Source organism: Microbacterium sp. CGR1 (assembly GCF_051062835.1).
Taxonomy (GTDB): domain Bacteria; phylum Actinomycetota; class Actinomycetes; order Actinomycetales; family Microbacteriaceae; genus Microbacterium.
In genome coordinates, this window is sequence record NZ_JAOTPG010000001.1 from 2,264,402 (window position 1) to 2,284,129 (window position 19,728).

A 19,728-nucleotide genomic window follows, 5' to 3' on the forward strand; every position below is an offset into this window, starting at 1 on the left:
TGATCGAGCCGCCGAGGCATACCGGCATCCCTCAGGCTCACCCCCTAGCGTGGAGGCATGCGACTGACAGCCGACGCCGACCCCCAGCAGTGGATCCCCGTCACGGACTCGCTCGGCTGGAAGGGCCGGCGGCACCGCAAGGCCGCCATCCGGATGCTGCTGGGGCAGGTGAACTCGGCGATCGGCGTCACGGAGCGGCCGGGATCTCGGTTCGGTGCGTGGGCGATGAGTCAGGCTGCTCCTCTGCTGATGCGCAGGGCCGCCGGTCGTGTGCTCGTGTGGACGTGGAAGGCCGATCCGGAGCTCGTCGTCGCGATGGCCACCGTGCAGGCGCTGACCCCCGAGGTGCGCATCGCTCGCGCATCCATGCCGATGGACTACGACGACACCGTGTCGTTCTCGAGTCGGTGGTTGGGTGCGGGCGAGAAGCTCGTGGTGTCGATGCCCCCGTCGCCTGCGAGCCCTCCGTTCGCGACGTACACCTGGGACACCGGCACCCATCTGGTGACGCTGACCGCGGTCTGCAGCGAACGCGAACGCTTCGGCACTCTCGACGGCGCGCTCGACGATCTGGCACGCAGCATCCGCATCGCCGACGAGCTGACCGGGGGCGAGTCTCCCGAGGTGCTGCGTCTCGGACCGGCCTGAACGCACTCGATTGCATCTGAACCTGTTCGATCCCGCCTGATCACGCTCAGACCCGCAGCGGGGCAGCACGAACGTCCGCAATCCGCGGGAGGCTGAGTCGTGGGGTGCGCCATCTGAGGTCGGGGTCCCACCACCGCGGACCCCGCACCTGCGGGACACCTTCGTCCATCCGGATCTCCCACCCGGAGGCTCCGAGGGATCGGTGATGCCACCAGCACAACGGCACACCGTTATCCGTATGCGTCGGCCCACCCCTCGCGTGTTCGGTGACGTGGTGGATCTCACACCACGACGCCGGCACATGGCATCCGGGGATCAGGCATTCCTTGTCGCGGGCGATGATCGCCCGGCGTTGGTGCACGGTGAAGATGCGGTCGGTGGTGGTGATGCCGATGATCCGGCCTTCGTCGAACAGGACGCGTTGGATCGTGCCGGTGCATCCGACGTGCGCGGCGACGGAGACCGGCACGTGGGCGCCGGATCCCGGGATCGTCGCCCACCCGCCATTACCGCCCGCTCCGCCGGCTAGGTCTTTCGCATCGACGTTCACGACCAGGACCGGTGATGAACCACCGAGCGTGGGCATGTTCTTGTGACGGGCCGCGATCGTAAACACCATTGCGAGAGCATCATGGCGCTTCTGCGCCGCCGTGCGATCATCGAGCACACACCGCGGGTCGGAGTTGAACGGATCCGCACCGCCACCGCCTGCGTCACCATCCGCGTCGACGTCGACGTCGACGTCAGAGTCAGCATCCGCGCCGTCGCTGGGGGCGAAATGCACCCCGGGCATCGGTGGGCCGTCACCTTTCGGGTTGAGGATCGCGTCGATGATCAGCTGCAACTGCGCCGCGACCTCGGGGGTCAGATACCCGCGGATCGCGTGCACGCCCTCCTTGAGACGGCCGATCGTGACGCCCCGACGACGCTTCGAGTCCTCATCCTTCGGTTCTTCGCCATCCGGGTCGAACATCGACGCGAGATCCTCCGCAAGCGCCTTCAAGTCCTGCGCCGTCGGCGCCGGACCCGGCACCCCCTCCAGATCGTCAGCATCCGGGTCATCGTCGGCCACGAGTCCGTGTCCGCGCGCACACCCGGCCAACGCGACATCCGCCGCCAACCGCTGATCGACCGTGAGGCGATCCCACACCCGCTCGATCGGACCCGTCGCCGCCAGGAACCCGGCCACCCCGACCACCCCATCCAGCAGCGCGAGCCGCAACTCGGACCAGCGGGCCGGCATCCTCTCCCCCGACAGACTCACCGGGCGCCGCACCAGGTCGACGACCGTGTCGACCCGGGATGCTCCCCGCACATCGACCCGCACCGTCCGCTGCAGCAACTCGTTCAAACCCCGACACCCGGCCGAGTGCGGGAAGTCGACTGCATCACCCGTCGCCACCGTCTCCACGATCACCGCTTCCGCACGGCGGAAAACCGCACCCGCGCCCTGCAACACCATGACCCGATCCGCGTCCGTCAACCCGGCCAGCGCATCGCCGGACAGCACTGTGTCGAGGTCGGCGATGACCCGATCCAAAAGCTCCACGGTGCTGTTCATACCCGTAAGTCAACCCGGGACCACCGACATTCAAGACCCGAAACTGCCCCGTTTTACCCCAGATCAGAGGCGTATTCCAGTCTCCCAGAATGACACAACGCGAGCCACGCACGCCCGCAATCAGGCATAGTGAACATAGGTAACAATGTAGTAAGGTAACAGCCATGGAACCCCTCTTCGTTGACCGCCTCCTCCAGATCGCCGATCTGTTCCAGAAGGACATGGCCCGTGCGTTCGCCGGCACGGATCTCACACCGACCCGAGTGCACCTTCTCTGGGTCCTGCAGCACGCCGGCCCGTCGACCCAGCAAGCCCTCGCCACCCTCTGCGAGGTGACTCCCCGCAACATCACCGCTCTCGTGGACGCACTGGAGCATTCCGGCCACGTCCGTCGCACGCCGCACCCCTCCGATCGCCGTGCCGTATTGGTCGAGCTCACGCCGACCGCCGTCCAGACCATGGCGCGGATGCAGGAGGAGCACGCCCAGCTCAACGAGACCCTGCTGAACGCGATCGCGCCCGACGATCGGGCCACCGTCGAGCGCGGCCTGGCAGCCGTCATCGCGCATCTCGAGACCCTCGTCACCTCCGCGGCGAGCGCACAGACACCAGCACAGGCACAGACACAGGCACAGACACAGACACAGACACAGACACAGACACAGACACAGGCACAGGCACCGGGCGGCACCCCATGACCGAGCAACTGCGCGATGACACCACCCACACCCCGACGCCGCTCGCGCGCATCCTGAACTTCCTCCATCGCGCGTGGATCGCGGAGCTCCGCGTCTACTCGAGCATCGCGCGGGCGATCGCCCGTCGTCCGGCCGTCCCCAGGGGCGGCACCGGAGTCGGCTATCACCGCCCCGTGCTCACCGTGCTGTTCATCTTCATCGGCCTCTCCGCAGTGGAGATCCCGATCCTCGACCTGATCGTCCACCCGTGGCCGGCCGTGCGGATCACGCTGCTGGTGCTCGGCATCTGGGGCGTCACCTGGATGGTCGGACTGCTCTGCGCGATGCTCATGCGCCCTCACTCCGTCGGCCCCGACGGCATCCGCGTGCGCAGCGGCCTCGAAGTCGATGTGCCGGTCACCTGGGCCGACATCGCGTCGATCGCGATCGATCGCCGCGTCGACGAACCCAAGCAACCGCGCATCGTCGGCACGGAGTACGCCGAGCGGATGCAGGACGAGACCAACATCGAGATCGAGCTCGAGCGCCTGGTCGCGATCCGCCTCCCCGGTCTCGCTCCGAAGGGTGGGACGCATCGGGTCGACCGCATCAGGCTCTGGGCCGACGACCCACGTGCGCTCCTCGACGCAGCTCGGCCGTTCCTCATGGCAGTCTGAGACGGAAGTCTGCGGTCAGGATCGACCGCATTCGGATGGCCCGGGGGGGGACGAGATGCCTGAACAGATGCCGATGAGGACGGCCGCCAGATCCGTGCGCATCGTCGACGGCTCGCGGTCCGTGCATCCGAACGGCCGCTTTCCGACTGCGGCGCTGGCGCTCCTCGGCATCCTCGCACTCGTGCCCCTGCTGCTCGCGATCGTCGACGATCAAGCCGGCTTCCGGCTCGTCATGCTGTCGCTCGCGGTCTACACGGGGATGCTGGCCGTCGCCCTCTCCCTCTGGGCGCGATCGCTGCGCGAACGCCTCGTGCGGATCGCGACGACCGGCCCGCTGCGCTTCACGCCTGCTGTCCGCGTCCGCGTCGCCCTCTGGCTCGTCCCCGCGATCGGGATGCTCCCCGCCCTCACGAACCTTCTCGTCCGGACGCTCGGCCTCCCGACGATGGACGGCCGGCTCCTCGAATGGGGACCGTACGCCCTCGGCATGGTCTCCCTGGTCGGGCTCGGGCGGGAACTCATGGCCCTGCGTACGCCCCTCGGTCTGGTCGTCGACGAACGCGGTCTGCACGGTGTGCGCGGGTCTGCGTCGATCGAGGCGTCGTGGGACCAGATCGGCACCGTCGACGTCGTCGGACTGCACGGCCCGAAACTGGCGATCTCGGTCGCCGATCAGATGCCCGCGATCATCGACGCGCATCGTCTCGGCTCGGATCCGGCAGCCGTCGCGGCTGTCCTCATCTTCTTCCGCGACCACCCTGATCATCGGCAGTCCCTGGCAGACGGCACCACGGCCATGCAGACCGTCACTGGCGCACTGCAGCCCTGACGGGGGACACCGGGCGAGGCATCGGCCGTTCCTGACAGCGGCCTGATCAGTCCAGCCCGCGCTCCGCGAGCCACTGCTTCGCGACGAGCACCGGCGCACGCACGAGCCACGCATCCGCGATGATCTCGGCGAGGCGGTCCTTCTCGACGGTGTCGAGCTGCACGAGCAGCCCCGGGTACCCGTCGAAATGAGGGATGGAGAACAGCCCGTCGGGCTCCGCCGCGAGCAGCGCCGCCTTCTCTTCGAGGCTCGCCACCCGCACACCGAGCACCGGACCTTCAGGCCACTCGAGTCCGAGGTCGGCGAGCTGGCGGAGGTCCACCTTGCTGGGCCCGCGGATCCACGCGATCTGCCCGCTCGGCAGACGCCACGACGGCTCCCCCGTATGACCGCCAGGTCGCTCGGTCACGCCGGGGAGCGCGAGCGCGATCTCGCGCACATCGTCGAGGGTGACCATTCGCCTATAGTCCTCCCTGCACAGCGACCGCCACAATGGCCTGCGTCACGCCGACTGCCACATGCAGGGTCAGAAGCGCACGCGACTCAGCGGACGATGCGTAGCGTCCGCACCTCGAACGGTCGCAGTCTCAGCTCGCCACCGATGCGCGCCTCGTCGAGCGCATCCTCGATCAGCGACACCTCGCGGATCTCGCGGTGGTCGAAGTCCGCGACCACCGAGCCCGCCACGCGCCGCCCGAGCGCCTCGTAGACCCGCACGATCACATCGCCGGATCCGTCGTCCGCGAGCTTCACCCCCGACACGACGATGCCCTCGCCCTCCACCGCTACGAGCGCGTCGACCTCGCGGGCGCCGCGCACGAGCGTCGCCGGGCTGTTGAGCGTGATCCCCTCGGCCGTCGCGAGCGCGGCATCCGCTCCGATCACGAAGCCCACCTCGATCGTGTGGTGACCGTGATCGGTGTCGGGGTCGGGGAACCGCGGCGCCCGCAGCAGCGAAAGCCGCACGGTCGTGGCGACCGCGTCATCCGACACCTCGCGTGACGTGTCGTAGCCGTAGATCGAATCGTTCACGAGAGCGACGCCGAAGTCCTGCTCGCGCACCAGCACGAATCGGTGCATCGAGGTCTCGAACTTCGCCGCCTCCCAGCTCGTGTTCGTGTGCGTCACGCGCGACTGGTATCCGAACTGCGTCTCGGCTTCGGTGTGCGCGGCCTGGATGTCGAGCGGGAACGCGAGCTTGAGCAGCTTCTCGGTCTCGTGCCAGTCGATGTCACACCGCAACGCAACCGTGCGGGAGTCGGGAGCGAGGACGATCGTCTGCTCGATCGTCGATGCGGAGAACGACCGGGTCACGGTGACCAAAGCCGTACCATCGACGACGGATGCCGAGATCGAGGCGACCCCGGTGAGGTCCTCGACGCTGTTGCGGTAGTACTTGTCGATGTCCCAGGCATCCCACATGTTCGGGAAGTCCTGGTGCAGCTGGAACAGGTTCGCCGCGCGGTCCTCGGCCACGGCCTCGCGACCGGATGCCTTGTCGACCGCCGAGACGATCAGCCCCTCGGCGGAGATCAGCACCGAGACGAGCTCGTTCTCGAGCCGCCATCCGCCGACCTCCTCCGAGAGCGAGACGGGAGCCGCAGTGCGCGCCTCGACGAACGCGGCCCCCAGTGCGCGCCCACCGCCGACCGAGTTCGGCACGAACCGCAGCTCGCGCTCTCCCTCGCCCGCGAGCGATCGACGGGCGGCATCCGCGAGATCCTGTGCGTCCGAGAGCACCCCGGAGAGCACCTCGACGGCTTCACGATGCACCCACGCTATGGATGTGCCGGGCAGGATGTCGTGGAATTCGTGCAGCAGCACGGTCTCCCACAGGCGGTCGAACTCGGCACGAGGGTATGCGGCGCCGGTGCGCACGGCATCCGTCGCCGCCCACAGCTCGGCCTCGACGAGGGCGTGCTCGGCCCAGCGGTGCAGCGCCTTCGTGGCGTGCTGGCTGGTGAGGGTTCCACGGTGCAGCTCGAGGTAGAGCTCGCCCACCCACACGGCGGGATTCGGAAGCTCGGCGCGGGCCGCGTCGAAGAAGGCGTCGGGATGCTCCCACACGACCTTCGCACTGCCCTCGAGGTTCTCGAGGCGCTTCGCCTTGCCGGTCATCTCGCGCGTGGTGCCACCACCGCCGTCGCCCCAGCCCACCGGGGCGATCGACCGCGAGGTCACCCGGTTCTCCTTGAACTGGCGCGAGGCCTTGGCGACCTCCATGCCGCTGAGCTGCGAGTTGTAGGTGTCCATCGACGGGAAATGCGTGAAGACCTGCGACCCGTCGATCCCCTCCCACAGGAAGCTGTGGTGCGGGAACACGTTCTGCTGATTCCACGAGATCTTCTGTGTGAAGAACCACTCGAATCCTGCGCGGCGCATGAGCTGCGGCAGGGCCGGGGAGTAGCCGAAGCTGTCGGGCAGCCAGACGCCCTTCGAGCGGATCCCGAACTCGCGCTCGAAGAACCGCTGGCCGTATGAGAACTGGCGCACGAGCGATTCACCCGACGGCATCACGGTGTCGGATTCGACCCACATGCCGCCGAGCGGCAGAAAGCGCCCGTCGGCGACGGCCGCCTTGACGCGCTCCCAGACCTCGGGCCGGTGCTCCTTGAGCCACGCGTACTGCTGCGCGCTCGACATGCCGTAGAGGAAGTCCGGCTGCTCGTCGATGAGCGTCGTCATCGACGAGGTGGTGCGAGCGACCTTGCGGATCGTCTCGCGCACCGGCCACAGCCAGGCCGAGTCGATGTGCGCGTGACCGATCGCCGAGATGCGGTGAGCGCTCGCCTCCGCGGGCGCCGCGAGGGCAGGGGCGAGACGGGCCCTGGCATCGGATGCCGTCTGCGCGATGCGCTGAAGGTCGAGGGCGTCGAGGGCGTCGTCCATGGCCTGCAGGATCTGCATGCGACGAGGAGAGGTCTCGGGCAGCTCGGCCTGCAGCTCGAACAGCACCTCGAGGTCGAGGGACAGTTCGAACACCTCCTGCTCGAAGACGGCGAGATCGATGCGGCGGGTGCGATACAGCGGCTCACGCGACGAGGTGCGGATATCGCCCTCCTGCGTCGGCAGGAAGGGGTGGTGGTCGAGCAGCACCGGGTTGGCCGCCGCCTCGAGGTAGAGCTCGACGGGCTCGTCGCCGCGCGCCGTCTCGGTGATCGGCAGCCACTGGTTGCGCGGGTTGATGCTCTTCACCGGCGTGCCGTCGGGGCGGTAGGCGAGCGCCTCGCACTGGAAGCCGGGCATGTGATCGCTGAAGCCGAGGTCGATCAGAGCCTCGACGCGGCGGCCCGCCCAATCTGCGGGGACACGGCCCGAGAGCCGGAACCACGTGGTCGACCAGGCCGGACCCCACGCGCTCGGGACGGACGCGGGTGAGAAGTCGAGCGCGAGCCCGGCACTCGGGCTGATCGGCTCCCCCGGCAGCTCGTTGACCTCCACCTCCAGCGGCACGGATGCCGAGTGGATCGCCGGGCGGATGCGCTCGTCGAGCACCCGCCTGACGCGGCCTACGGTGAGCGAGGTGCCATCATGCATGCGGTGTTCTCCATCGAAGCCGGGTTTCTCAGCCTATTTTACTAAAGCGATATAGCTGCGAGAGCCGAATCGCGTTAGAGTCTGTGCACCGACCCCGAAAGGACAGCGATGCCCTCCTCCACCGCCCCTCTTCGCTTCGGCGCCAACTACACGCCCCGCTCCCAGTGGATGCACGCGTGGATGTCGCTCGACCTCGACGAGGTGCGCCGGGACTTCGCCTCTCTCGCCGAACTGGGCCTCGATCATCTGCGGATCTTCCCGCTGTGGACGGTGCTGCAGCCGAACCGCACTCTGATCCGTGCCGAAGCCGTCGACGACGTGCGTGCGGTGGTCGACGTCGCCGCGGAGTTCGGACTCGACGCGAGCGTCGACGTGATCCAGGGGCATCTGTCGAGCTTCGACTTCATCCCGTCGTGGCTGTTCACGTGGCACGACAAGAACATGTTCACCCATCCCGATGCCCTGAGCGGTCAGGCCGAACTCGTCACACGTCTGGGCGAGCGGCTGGGCGACGCCGACAACTTCCTCGGTTTCACGCTCGGCAACGAGACGAACCAGTTCTCGGCGCGGACCCACCCCTCGCCGTGGCCGGTCACCGAGGCCGAGGCGGCGAACTGGATCACCACGCTTCTGGATGCAGCCCACAGTTCGGCGCCGAGGCAACAGCACGTGCACAGCGAGTACGACGCCGCCTGGTACATGGACGGCCACGGGTTCACCCCGGCGCTCGCCTCGCGACTCGGTGACATCACGACGGTGCACTCGTGGATCTTCAACGGCACGGCGCAGAAGTACGGCGGCCGCTCCGTCGCATCCGATCGCCACGCCGAGTACATGATCGAGCTCGCCCGCGCGTTCACCACCGAACCCGGAAAGCCGATCTGGCTGCAGGAGGTCGGCGCCCCCTCGAACTGCCTGACGCCGGAGCAGACCCCCGACTTCCTCGAGGCCACCCTGCGCTCGGTCGCGCGCACCGACGATCTCTGGGGTGTCACCTGGTGGTGCTCGCACGATGTGAGCCGCAGTCTCGCGGACTTCCCCGAGCTCGAGTACACGCTGGGGCTGGTCGATCAGAACGGCGAGGCGAAGCCGATCGGACGCCGGTTCGCCGAGCTGATCCCCGAGCTGCGGGAACGACGCGAGACGCCGACGCGCACCCTCGGGATCGTCGTCGAGGTCGACGAGGCCGAGACTCCCGTCAGTCGAGGCGCCATGAGCCCCGGCGGCTCGATCTTCCAGGCCTGGGTCGACGCGTGCGAGGCCGGAGCCGACCCCGCGTTCATCACCTCGAAGGATGCCGCGGATCCGACCGTGCTCGCGGCGCGGGGCATCACCGAACTCGTCCGTCCGGCCGTCGAGCCCTGGTCGTACGAGTCGCAGAACACGGTGGTCGAGCACCGGGCGGAGTAGCCGGAAACCGCCGGCGCGCCCCGGGCTCAGCCCACCTGCGCCGTGCTCTCGCGCTCTGTCAGCAGAGGCACCGAGCCGCTGCGGTCGGGCAACGGCCCGGGCGCGGCGATCTGCTCGATCAGGAAGTTCGCGGCATCCGCTCCGAGTCCGAAGGTGTCTCTCGTCATGGCCGTGATCGACGGATGCACGAGTGCGGCCACCGTCGAATCGTCGAACGAGGCGATCGACAGATCAGCGGGCACGGCGATGCGGCGCTCCTGCGCGGCGCGGAGGCCCGCGATGGCCATCACATCGCTGTCGAAGACGACGGCACTCGGCGACGCCTCGTCCGCGAGCAGCCGGACGAGAGCGGCGGACGCCGCGGCCGGTGACGAGTCGGTCGGGATCACCGCACCGGCTATTCCCCGGGCGGCCAGCTGCGACAGAGCCTCGGAGCGCAGCCTGGTGTGCTGGAATTCGGCCGGGCCCGAGACGTAGGCGATACGGCGATGGCCGAGATCGACGAGGTGCGCGAACAGCGTGTGCGCGACTCGCCGGTCGTCGACCTGCAGAGTCGCAGGATGTCCGGGCTCGGAACGGACGCTGCCGATCACGATGGCGGGTAGGCCGAGATCGCGCAGCACCGGCATCCGCGGATCATCGTCACGGGGATCGATCACGACCACCCCGTCGACCTGGTGCGAGCTGCGCCAGCGCCGATAGGTCGCGATCTCGTCGTCGATCGACGGCACGAGCACCGTCTGCAGCGCGAGACGATGCGGCGCGAGAGCCGACTGCACGCCGGCCATGAGATCGGTGAAGAAGGCTTCGGCGCCCAGTGTGCGTGCGGGCCGGTTCACCGCGAATCCTATGACTCCGGCACGCGCACCCGCCAGCGCCCGAGCCGTCGAGCTGGGCAGCCAATCGTGCTGCGCGGCGACCTCGAGGATGCGGGCGCGCGTCTCGGCACTCACCCCCGGGCGCCCGTTCAGAGCGAATGAGACCGCCCCGGGCGAGACCCCGGCGAGCCGCGCGATGTCGGTGATCGTCACGCGTCTCGCCGGGTTCATCCCCTCACTGTAACGATCCGCAGGCCCGAAGCCCGCAGCCCGCTCGCTCAGATCGTGACGTCTCCGACCAGGTTGACCTTGATGCCCATTCCCGCGAACATCGCCGCCTTCGCGATGAGGGCCTTGTCGGCCGTCTCGGCATCCGGCGCGTAGACGAGCTGCGCGTGATTGGCCTTGTGGCGGGCCATGAACTGGTCGCGCGAGATGCCGTGCAGCACCACGTGCGCGATCGGCCACTCGGGGTTCGTCGCATCCTTGCGCCGCTGGGTCTCCTCGGCGGGCAGCTCGACGACCGAGGCTCGGAAGATGTCGGCCTGCAGGATGCCGTCGGCGATGAACACGCGCGACAACACGATCTCGCCCGGCTTCGAGACGCCGTTGATCGTGGCGCCGCCCGCGGGGAAGAAGACGTGTCCCTGACGCCATCCCTCGGCGTTCTGCCAGCCGCCCAGGTGCGAGGCGGGCACCGATCCCGAGATCTCGTAGACCCAGACGAACTGCCCGTCGAAGTCCTCGCCCCAGCGCACGTCGTGCAGCGTGTTGTCGGGCACCAGACCCATGGCGCGCCACACCCGATCGGTGACGAGCGCGTCGACCGCGACGCCCTCGTCGGCCTCGTTGAAGTGCGGGAAGGCGCGGCCCTCGTGCAGCACGCGCGAGCCGTCGCGCGAGGTCACCGGCGGGCGCTCGGTCGAGTTCAGGATGCCCTCGGCGAGGTCGGATGCCGGCACCAGGTCCTTGAGACCCTGCTGGTACTGGATGCCGACCGCGTCGAGCCCGAAGTCGTCGGCGATGCGGAGGGCGGCGATGTACATCTTCAGCTGCCACTGCACCTGCTCACGGGTGAGTTCCGTCTCGGCATCCTCGCCATAGCGGAACGTCATGCCCGCGTCCGTGAGCCACGTGTAGGCCGAATCGGCCTCGTCCTCGGTGACGTTCAGCATCTCTGCGTAGAGCGCCGACTGCGAGAGGCGCTCTTTGTAGATGCCGGTGCGGTTCAGCAGCTCGTCGTCGAAGATCGCGTTGTACATGCCCATGCAGCCCTCGTCGAAGACGCCGATGATGGCCTTCTCGGCGAGCAGCTCGGCGGCGAGCGCCTCCCCCAGCGCCTTCTCGGGGCTGTCGGGCAGCTCGGGAAGGGGACGCACGTGCGAGGCGTCGTGCGTGATCGCACCGGTCTCGGTCCACTCCTTGATGCCGGCCGTGAACCAGTCGTCCGTGAAGTCGACCGACCAGATCGACGAGTAGGGCTTGTCCATCTTGGTGAGGCCGGCGTTCAGGCCGAGCAGGCCGACGAGTCCGGGCCAGTCGCCCGCGAAGTTCGCGACGGTGAGGATGGGGCCCTCGTGCGTGCGCAGCCCAGCGAGCACGTGGTGCGAGTACTGCCACACAGCCTCGGCGACGATGAGCGGAGCATCCGTCGGGATGTTCTTGAAGACCTCGAGGCCCATGCGCTGGCTCGAGATGAAGCCGTGCCCGGTCGCGGGGTCGACGTCGTTGGCGCGGATGACGGTCCAGCCCAGATCCTCGAAGACGCCGGTGACGCCCGCCTCGAGCTCCACCTGCACGGGCCAGCCGCCGGTGTTCGCCGCTTCGCGCAGGTCGCCCGAGGCGATCAGATACGCGGTCTTCGGCGCGGATGCCGGTCGGGATGCCGGTGTGGGCAGGGTGTAGGTCATGACTCGCGTCCTCCTTGATGCACGTGTCCTGCCACTGTACGCGAAATCGATTTCATGGCACAAGGCAGGCCCTGTCTTGATCACTTCTGCACCGGTCAGCGCACACGCGAGTTGTGCACGATGCGCGGGCACTCCGGCATACAGCACCGACCGGCGGTGACATCCTGAGTCCCTCGACGAACAATGGGGTATGGAATTGAGCGATCCGCAGGCCTGGACGATGATCGGGATCTTCGCCACCGCGATGCTCGGAGGCATGACCCTGATGACCACGCAGTTCAATCGGGTGCTGCGTGCCGAGATCGGAGGGCTGCGCGGCGAGTTCGGCGGTCTGCGCGGCGAGTTCGGCGGTCTGAGCGGCGAGTTCGGAGGGCTGCGCGGCGAGTTCAGTGGCCTACGCAGCGAGGTCCACGCCGAGATCGGCGGGCTGCGAGCGGAGATGCGCGCCGGCTTCGAGGTCGTGAATGTGCGGCTCGACTCCCTCGACACCCGGCTCACACGCGTCGAAGGCAAGGTCGACGACCTCGACACCGAGCTCACGAACATCGCGACCCGCTTCTGGCGGTCGCAGTAGCGCCCCGGCTGGGCCAGCGTCCCGTCAGGCCCTGACGACGCTGGCCGGCTGGATCTCGTTCCTCAGCACCACCGTGCGCGAAGGCTGGTCGTCGCCGCCGATGCGTTCCAGCAGCATCCGCGCCGCCGTGACTCCCATGTGGCGGGCGGGCAGCCGCACGACGGTCACCGCCGTGGGCGACAGAGTGGTGAAGGGCAGCGAGCCGATCACCGCGACACCGACCTCTGGTGGGGTCAACCCGCGCTCCGTCAGCACCTGGATCGCACCGACGCCGATGAGGTTGTTCCCGGCCACGACGGCATCCGGCGGCTCGGGAAGCGCGAGGAGGTCCTCCATCGCCGTGCGTCCCCCGTCGACGCGGAACGTGGCGAAGCGTTCGAGCTCGTCGAGGTCGAGGTCCGGATGCGCGGCGCTCAGCGCCGCCCGCCATCCGGCAGCTCTCTCGGCCGCCGTGTCGATGTGCTCCGGCCCGCCGATGTAGGCGATGCGACGGTAACCGGCATCGAGCAGGTCCTTCGCAGCCGAAGCGCCAGCCGCCCTGTTCGCCATGACGACGCCGTCGATGTCGTAGGTGGTGCTGCGGTCGACCGCCACGACCGGCCGACCGGTCGCGAGGACGCCCTCGAGGTCGGAGTGCTCATCGGCGGTCGCGATGATGATTCCCGACATGTGCTCGGCGATCGCGATCCGCAGGTACGCCGCCTCCTTCTCGACCTGCGCGTCGGAATTGCACAGCACGACGGAGTACCCGGCCTCGGAGGCGACGTCCTCGACCCCGCGAGCCATCTCGGTGAAGTAGGGATTCTCGATGTCCGGGATGACGAGGGCGATGACCTCGGAGCTCTGCCGACGCAGGTTGCGGGCCGTGCGGTTGGGCGTGAAGCTCAGCTGCTCCGCGGCACGGCGCACCGCCGCGACCTTCTCATCGGAGACGCTGGTGCCGTTGAACACCCGGGAGACGGTGGCCGGAGAGACCTGCGCGAGTCGAGCGACGTCGTAGATCGTGGCCATCGGCACACTGTAACCGATTTCAGGTGCAGCGGCGAAAGACGCCCCCGCGCCCGCGCCTCAGCCCCCGAGCATCCGATCCCGCACCTGACGACGCAGCACCTTGCCGATGAGCGAACGCGGAAGATCGTCCATCGCGACGATGCGCTTGGGGACCTTGTAGGGCGTGAGCCTCGTGCGGCAGAAGTCGCGCAGGGCGCCGGCGTCGAGCGTCGCGCCGTCTCGGAGCACCACGGCAGCTGCGACCTCTTCGCCGCCGCTGGAGCGCGGAAGACCGACCACGGCGGCCGCGACCACGTCCGGGTGCGCCTGGAGCGCATCCTCCACCTCGGTCGGCGACACGTTGAACCCGCCGGTGATGATGAGCTCCTTCAGGCGGTCGACGATCGTCACGAACCCGTCGGCCGACACCTCGGCGATGTCGCCCGTGCGCAGCCACCCGTCGGCGAGCAGCACGTCGGCGGTCTCTCCCGGTCGGCGCCAGTATCCCTGGAACACCTGCGGGCCGCGCACGAGAAGCTCTCCCCGCTCGCCCACGGGAACGTCGGTGTCGGTGTCCGCCGGATCCACCACACGGATCTCCGTGCTCGGGAAGGGCACGCCCACGGTTCCGGGGCGGCGACTGCGCCCCATCGGATTGCCGAGCGCGACGGGCGAGCTCTCGGTCATGCCGTAGCCCTCGACGAGGAGGCCGCCGGTCGCCTCCTCCCAGCGCTGCACCGTGGCCACAGGCAGACTCATCGCGCCCGAGATCGCGAATCTGACCGTCGACAGGTCGATCGTGCCACGCGATGCCGCCCGCGCCAGCTGATCGTAGATCGGCGGCACGGCAGGGAGGAAGGTCGCAGGACTCGTGCGCGCCGCCTTCGTGACGAGGTCGAGGTCGAACGTCGGGAACAGCACCAGCTTCGCGCCGATGCTCATGGCGAACGTCAGGCACAGCGTCATGCCGTACGCGTGGAACAGCGGCAGCACCCCGTAGAACGTCTCCTCGCCGGCGACGAGCCCCGGCACCCAGGCCTGACCCTGCATCGCGTTGGCTCGCAGATTCGCGTGGGTGAGGATCGCTCCCTTCGGGACACCCGTCGTCCCGCTCGTGTACTGCAGCAGCGCGGTGTCGTCGAGAGTCGGGGCGTCGACGCGGCGGGAGAGCGCGCGGTGGTCGATCAGCTTCTTCCAGGGCAGCGCTCTGCGCGCCTTCGGCGTGCTGGTCAGCTTGGCCCGCGATGCTCGTGCCTTCGGGATCGGCAGCCGCAGCAGGAACCGCTGCGAGGCGGGCATGGCCTCCGTCAAGTCGACGCTCACGATGTGCTCGATCCGCAGATCGGCGGGGAAGTCCGCGATCGTGTCGACGGTCTTGTCCCAGACGATCGCGACCTTGGCGCCGTGATCCTCGAACTGGTGCCGCAGCTCCCTGGCCGTGTAGAGCGGGTTGTGCTCCACGACGATCGCGCCGAGGCGGAGCGCCGCATAGAAGGCGACGACGTGCTGCGGGCAGTTGGGGAGCGCGAGCGCCACGCGGTCACCCTTGTGCACGCCGAGACGTCGCAGCCCTTCGGCGGCGCGCAGGATCTGATCACCGAGCTCGCGGTAGGTGGTGACGGCGCCGAAGAACTCGAGAGCCGGTCGTCGGGCGAACGTCCGGACGCTCGCCGCCATCATCTCGGTCAGCGTCTGAGACGGGGTCTCGATGTCCGCGGGGACACCCTCCGCATAGGAATCGAGCCATGGCCGGGAGTCGTACGGGTTGACGGACATGACTCCATCCTCCCTCGTGTCGGCTATGAGAACGACCGGCAGGGAGAAGGCGGCCCGACCGAAGCCACGCCGTCGCCCCTCCCTGTCTCTCCGGCCGACTCCCTAGCGGTGCGCGGCCACCACCTGGGCGACGGCCTGGCGTTCGGCATCGGTCGGCTCGGCGATCGCCATGCGGCAGTGCGTGTCGACGACGTCGAGCACCCGGTACGCCTCTTTCATTCGCGCCATGTCCCCGCCGATGAGCGAGACGACGTCGTCTACCGCGGCCTGGGCGGCGGCGATCGCGTCGGCATCTCCCGAGCGACCGGCGTCGGCCAGGGCGCGGAACGGCTTCGGCGTGACCGACGAGACCCCCGAGACGACCCCCTGTGCGCCCGCCTGCACCGCCGCGATCAGGTCGCGGTCGGCACCGGTGTACAGATCGAAGTCGGCGGGGACCGCGGCGCGGTAGGCGGCGATCTCGTCGAGTGAGAGCTCGCTGATCTTGGCACCCACGATGTTGGGCAGCTCGGCGAGGCGCGCGAGCAGCTCGACCGAGACGGGATTGCCGCTGCGGGCAGGATAGATGTAGACGTAGAGCCGACCGTCGCCGACCGCCTCCGACAGCGCCGCGAAGTAGTCGAAGATCGAGTCGTCCGTGGCCTTGAGGTAGTACGGGGTGAGGGCGGCGAACTCCGTCGCGCCGAGCCCCTTTGCGATCTCGACCAGGCGCAGCGCCTCGAACGTGCTGGGTTGGCCCACGTGCACGACGACCCGCATCCGGTCCTTCAGCTCGGCGAGGGCCGCCTCGACGATCGCCTCGAACTCGGTCGCATCGACGGCGGGGAACTCGCCCGTCGTGCCGAGGACGAATGCGCCCTCGTTCCCGGACTCGGCGACGAAGCGGAAGATCGCGCGCGACCCCTCGAGGTCGAGTGCGCCGTCGCTGTGGAAGGCGGTGGGCACGGCGGTGAGGATGTCGTAGCGGGTCACTTCTCGTTCTCCTTGGAGTTCTTGCGAGCCCGGCGGGCGGCGCGGGCTGAGGTGTCGACGTTGCGCACGGTGGAGGTGAGCAGGTCTGGGTCGGCGGCGAGCTCGCCGTGCGCCTTCTCGATCTGCTCGCGGCTCTCGGCCTGGAGGATCGAGTCCTCCAGCGACGCGCGCTCGGCACGGGGTGTGCGGGCGGCACGGATGGCCGGCATCACGATCGACAGCACGGCGAGAGCGAGCAGCACGATCGCGATCGGGCTCACGACCTCGAAGAACGGACGGGTCGGCAGGATGGCCAGAGTGCGCGCCAGGTTCTCTTCGGCGAGCGGGCCGAGCAGCAGGCCGAGCACGATCGGGCCGGCAGGCACCTGCATCCGCTTGAGCAGCACTCCGATCACGCCGAAGACGAGCATCGTGACCACGGTCGAGAGGCTGTTCGAGGTGGCGTAGGTGCCGATGATGCAGAAGATCAGGATGCCGCTCCACAGGTACGGCTGCGGCACGTCGAGCAGCTTCACCATGCCCTTCATGCGCACGAGGCTCAGGCCGAGCGAGAGCAGCGTCGCGACGAGCATGATGCCGACGATCGAGACCACGAGGTCGGGGCGGTTCGTGAAGAGCGTGGGCCCGGGGGTGATGCCCCAGATGATCATCGAGCCGATCATCACGGCCATCACCGAGTCGCCGGGGATGCCGAGCGCCATCGTGGTCGTGAGCGAGCCGCCGAGCGTCGCGCTGGAGGCCGTGTCGGAGGCGGCGACGCCCTCGATCGATCCCTTGCCGAACATCTCGGGGTGCTTCGACGCCTTGCGCGCACGCTCCCAGCCGATGAGGCCGGCGATGTCGCCACCCGCCGCCGGAATGAGACCGACGCCGAGGCCGACCGCGCCGCCGACGGCGGTCGCACGACCGCTCTGCTTCAGCTCCGCGCGGTTCGGCCACCAGCGCCCGAGGCTCGAGATGGGGCGCACGTTGCTCTTGCGGTAGGTGAGCAGCTGGTCGAAGAGCTCGGCGATGCCGAAGAGGCCGATGATGACGGCGATGAAGTTGACGCCCTCGACCAGTTCGAGCACCCCGAACGTGAAGCGCTGGTCGGCCGTGGCGGCGTACGTTCCGACGGTGCCGAGCATGAGCCCGAAGAGACCGGCGAGGATGCCTTTGAGCATCGACTTCGACGAGATGCCGATCATGATCGAGATGCCGAAGACGACCAGTGCGAAGAGCTCGGGAGATTTGAAGTAGTCGCGGGCGAAGCTCGCGATAGGCACGGCGGCGACCGCGAACAGCACGAGAGAGGCGAGGATGCCGACGGCCGAGACGATCGCCGAGATCGTCAGCGCAAGTCCTGCCCTCCCCTGCTTGGCCATCGGATAGCCGTCGAGCGTGGTCGCGATCGATGCGGGCGTGCCGGGGGTGTTGATGAGGATCGAGGGCACCCGGTCGCCGAAGTTGGCGGCGACGTAGATGGTCAGCAGGACGGCGAGGCCCTGCACGGGCTCGAGCGTGAGCGTGAATCCGGCGGCGAGCGCCACGGCCATGGTCGCGGTGATGCCGGGGAAGGCGCCGACCATGAAGCCGAGCAGGAGGCCGACGAGCATGTAGAGCAGGATCGAGATGTCGAGGAGCGAGTTCAGCCCCTCCATGAGCGCGTTCACAGCGGGATCCTCAGGAGCATGCCGAACACGACGTAGACGAACGCCGTGACGGAGACGGAGTAGATGATCAGGCTCAGCCAGCGGCGGTGACCGTAGAGGAGCATGAGGGCGGCCATCAGCACGGCTGCGGCGATCGGGAAGACCTCGATGCGGTAGCCGAAGAGGATGACGGATCCCAGCGACCACACGGCGATGAACACCGAGGCGATCGCGAGGGTGGCGATCACGCGCACTGTGCCACCCGGCTGGATGCGGTCGAGATCCTCACGGCCGGGAGCGGGTCGTGTGATCGCGATCGCGAGGATGGCGAGGGAGATGACGACCGCCGTGACGGCGATGACCATCGGCCAGAAGCGGGCGTCGATCTGGCCGGGGAGCGCCTCACGGCGCAGCGGGATCTGCGTGGTGAGGAACAGGTAGCCCGCGCTGAAGGCCAGGGAGACGATCCCGAAGACGATCTCGAGCGGTCGGGATGCGGGTGCGCCCTGATGTTCGTCCTGCTCGACCCGCTCGACCTGCTCGGCTGCGGGGGTGGACTCGGCGTGGGACATGGTTCTCCTTCCCTGGTCTGACGTGCGGCGGGGATGGTGCGGGGCCGGTGATGAGACCGGCCCCGCGTTCCCGGGCCGGTCAGCCCAGGAGGTCCTTGAAGAGGTCGAACTGCTCGTCGACGAACGTCGTCCACTCGGCCGAGTCGCGGTAGACCACGAGGTTTCCGGCGTCCTTCTGGAACTGCTGGTAGGTGTCGGATTCGACGGCCTCCTTGACGGCGGCCTCCAGCTCGCTCTTCACGTCGTCCGGCAGGCCCTTCGGGGCGTAGATGCCGCCCCAGCCGCCGAAGACCACGTCTTCGCCGATCGCCTCGTCGACCGTGGGGACGTCTTCGGCATCCGGGTGGCGCTCGTCGTTCATGACGCCGAGGATGCGCACGGCCTCACCCTGCGCGAGTGCCTCACCGAGACCCGACACGGCTGCCACCGTCTCGCCGGAGGCCGCGGCGGCGACGGCGGTCGCTCCACCGTCATACGGCACCGGCGTGAAGGTCGAGTCGGTCGCATCGCCGAGGCCGATCGTCGCGGCCTCCCAGATCGAGCCGGCGCCGGAGTTCGCGACCGTGACGGCCCCGGACTTCGCCTGGGCGACGAGGTCTTCGAGCGACTCGATGCCGCTGCTCGCACCGACCGTGATGACGCCGGGGGCGAGCATGATCTGGCCGAGGAGGTCGAAGTCCTCCGGCAGCACGTTCGCGCTCTGCGTGGTGTTGAGCATCGCGATCTCGACCGGAGCGAAGCCGATCACGTAGCCGTCCGGGTCCTGGGCGCCGACGTACTCCATCGCGAGCGCGCCTGCGGCGCCCGGCATGTTCTCGGGGATGACGCTGACGCCGAGGATCCCCTCGAGCTCGGTGGCGAGCGCGCGGGACGACAGGTCGGATCCGCCGCCGGGGTTGGCCTGGATGATCAGGCGGATGTCGTTCTCGGGAAAGGCGGATGCCGCATCCTCACCCTCTTCGACCTTGGTGCAGGCCGACAGGACGAGAGCGGTGGCGGCGACGGCCGCGATCGCGGCGGCCGCCCGGGTGATGCGCATGCGGGGCATCTTTGCTCCTCTACGTGGGTCGACCTTGTTGTCGACGCTTTGAACGTAGCAGTGTTGACTGTTAACAGTCAACACTCAAAGCGAGGATCGCGGACGTG

At 68.5% G+C, this 19,728-nt stretch carries 17 protein-coding genes; 6 read left to right on the forward strand and 11 right to left on the reverse strand.

Annotated features, from left to right (window positions below; genetic code table 11):
• Window positions 1-57 precede the first annotated feature (57 nt).
• Window positions 58-648: a hypothetical protein gene (locus tag OD997_RS11220; protein WP_056311474.1), complete on the forward strand. Its 591-nt coding sequence runs from the start codon at window positions 58-60 to the stop codon at window positions 646-648.
• A gap of 46 nt (window positions 649-694) precedes the next feature.
• Here OD997_RS11220 and OD997_RS11225 read toward each other — a convergent pair whose 3' ends face one another.
• Window positions 695-2,209 carry a DUF222 domain-containing protein gene (locus tag OD997_RS11225; protein WP_434331642.1) on the reverse strand — a complete coding sequence of 505 codons (1,515 nt, stop codon included), beginning with the start codon at window positions 2,207-2,209 and terminating at the stop codon, window positions 695-697.
• Window positions 2,210-2,373: 164 nt separating this feature from the next.
• On the opposite strand from OD997_RS11225, the gene OD997_RS11230 reads away from it, so the two are divergent.
• The 3 genes from OD997_RS11230 to OD997_RS11240 are packed head-to-tail and all read left to right on the forward strand — an operon-like array spanning window position 2,374 to window position 4,392.
• Window positions 2,374-2,907: a MarR family winged helix-turn-helix transcriptional regulator gene (locus OD997_RS11230; RefSeq protein ID WP_434331643.1), complete on the forward strand. Its 534-nt coding sequence runs from the start codon at window positions 2,374-2,376 to the stop codon at window positions 2,905-2,907.
• Complete coding sequence (locus OD997_RS11235; RefSeq protein WP_434331644.1) at window positions 2,904-3,563, forward strand: hypothetical protein; 660 nt, start codon at window positions 2,904-2,906, stop codon at window positions 3,561-3,563. The genes OD997_RS11230 and OD997_RS11235 overlap by 4 nt, the downstream gene beginning before the upstream one ends.
• Before the next feature lie 55 nt (window positions 3,564-3,618).
• The gene (locus OD997_RS11240) at window positions 3,619-4,392 is read left to right on the forward strand and encodes a hypothetical protein (protein ID WP_434331645.1); all 774 of its coding nucleotides are present in this window, start codon (window positions 3,619-3,621) and stop codon (window positions 4,390-4,392) included.
• A 46-nt stretch (window positions 4,393-4,438) separates the two neighbouring features.
• On the opposite strand, the gene OD997_RS11245 is transcribed toward OD997_RS11240, so the two are convergent.
• The gene (locus OD997_RS11245) at window positions 4,439-4,849 is read right to left on the reverse strand and encodes an MmcQ/YjbR family DNA-binding protein (protein ID WP_431075263.1); all 411 of its coding nucleotides are present in this window, start codon (window positions 4,847-4,849) and stop codon (window positions 4,439-4,441) included.
• An 86-nt stretch (window positions 4,850-4,935) separates the two neighbouring features.
• Window positions 4,936-7,929, reverse strand: coding sequence for an alpha-mannosidase (locus OD997_RS11250; RefSeq protein ID WP_434331646.1), 2,994 nt, complete (start codon window positions 7,927-7,929; stop codon window positions 4,936-4,938).
• Window positions 7,930-8,037: 108 nt separating this feature from the next.
• On the opposite strand from OD997_RS11250, the gene OD997_RS11255 reads away from it, so the two are divergent.
• Window positions 8,038-9,339, forward strand: coding sequence for a glycoside hydrolase 5 family protein (locus OD997_RS11255; protein ID WP_434331647.1), 1,302 nt, complete (start codon window positions 8,038-8,040; stop codon window positions 9,337-9,339).
• 26 nt (window positions 9,340-9,365) lie between these two features.
• Here the strand turns inward: OD997_RS11255 and OD997_RS11260 are convergent, their stop codons facing one another.
• Together OD997_RS11260 and OD997_RS11265 are read right to left on the reverse strand one after the other, a co-directional pair.
• Window positions 9,366-10,388, reverse strand: coding sequence for a LacI family DNA-binding transcriptional regulator (locus tag OD997_RS11260; RefSeq protein WP_434331648.1), 1,023 nt, complete (start codon window positions 10,386-10,388; stop codon window positions 9,366-9,368).
• Between the two features lie 47 nt (window positions 10,389-10,435).
• Window positions 10,436-12,067: a fucose isomerase gene (locus OD997_RS11265; protein ID WP_434331649.1), complete on the reverse strand. Its 1,632-nt coding sequence runs from the start codon at window positions 12,065-12,067 to the stop codon at window positions 10,436-10,438.
• 190 nt (window positions 12,068-12,257) lie between these two features.
• Here OD997_RS11265 and OD997_RS11270 point away from each other — a divergent pair, with 190 nt between their 5' ends.
• The gene (locus OD997_RS11270) at window positions 12,258-12,641 is read left to right on the forward strand and encodes a hypothetical protein (RefSeq protein ID WP_434331650.1); all 384 of its coding nucleotides are present in this window, start codon (window positions 12,258-12,260) and stop codon (window positions 12,639-12,641) included.
• A gap of 24 nt (window positions 12,642-12,665) precedes the next feature.
• On the opposite strand, the gene OD997_RS11275 is transcribed toward OD997_RS11270, so the two are convergent.
• From OD997_RS11275 to OD997_RS11300, 6 genes are all read right to left on the reverse strand, one after another.
• Window positions 12,666-13,652, reverse strand: a complete 987-nt coding sequence (locus tag OD997_RS11275) for a LacI family DNA-binding transcriptional regulator (RefSeq protein ID WP_434331651.1) — start codon at window positions 13,650-13,652, stop codon at window positions 12,666-12,668.
• 57 nt (window positions 13,653-13,709) lie between these two features.
• Window positions 13,710-15,407 (reverse strand): long-chain-fatty-acid--CoA ligase, encoded by a 1,698-nt coding sequence (locus OD997_RS11280; RefSeq protein WP_434331652.1) that lies wholly within the window; start codon window positions 15,405-15,407, stop codon window positions 13,710-13,712.
• A 102-nt stretch (window positions 15,408-15,509) separates the two neighbouring features.
• Window positions 15,510-16,379 carry a dihydrodipicolinate synthase family protein gene (locus tag OD997_RS11285; RefSeq protein WP_434331653.1) on the reverse strand — a complete coding sequence of 290 codons (870 nt, stop codon included), beginning with the start codon at window positions 16,377-16,379 and terminating at the stop codon, window positions 15,510-15,512.
• Complete coding sequence (locus OD997_RS11290; protein ID WP_434331655.1) at window positions 16,376-18,031, reverse strand: tripartite tricarboxylate transporter permease; 1,656 nt, start codon at window positions 18,029-18,031, stop codon at window positions 16,376-16,378. The genes OD997_RS11285 and OD997_RS11290 overlap by 4 nt, the downstream gene beginning before the upstream one ends.
• Window positions 18,028-18,582, reverse strand: coding sequence for a tripartite tricarboxylate transporter TctB family protein (locus OD997_RS11295; protein ID WP_434331656.1), 555 nt, complete (start codon window positions 18,580-18,582; stop codon window positions 18,028-18,030). The genes OD997_RS11290 and OD997_RS11295 overlap by 4 nt, the downstream gene beginning before the upstream one ends.
• Window positions 18,583-18,661: 79 nt before the next feature.
• Window positions 18,662-19,630, reverse strand: a complete 969-nt coding sequence (locus OD997_RS11300) for a tripartite tricarboxylate transporter substrate binding protein (protein ID WP_434331657.1) — start codon at window positions 19,628-19,630, stop codon at window positions 18,662-18,664.
• Window positions 19,631-19,728 lie beyond the last annotated feature (98 nt).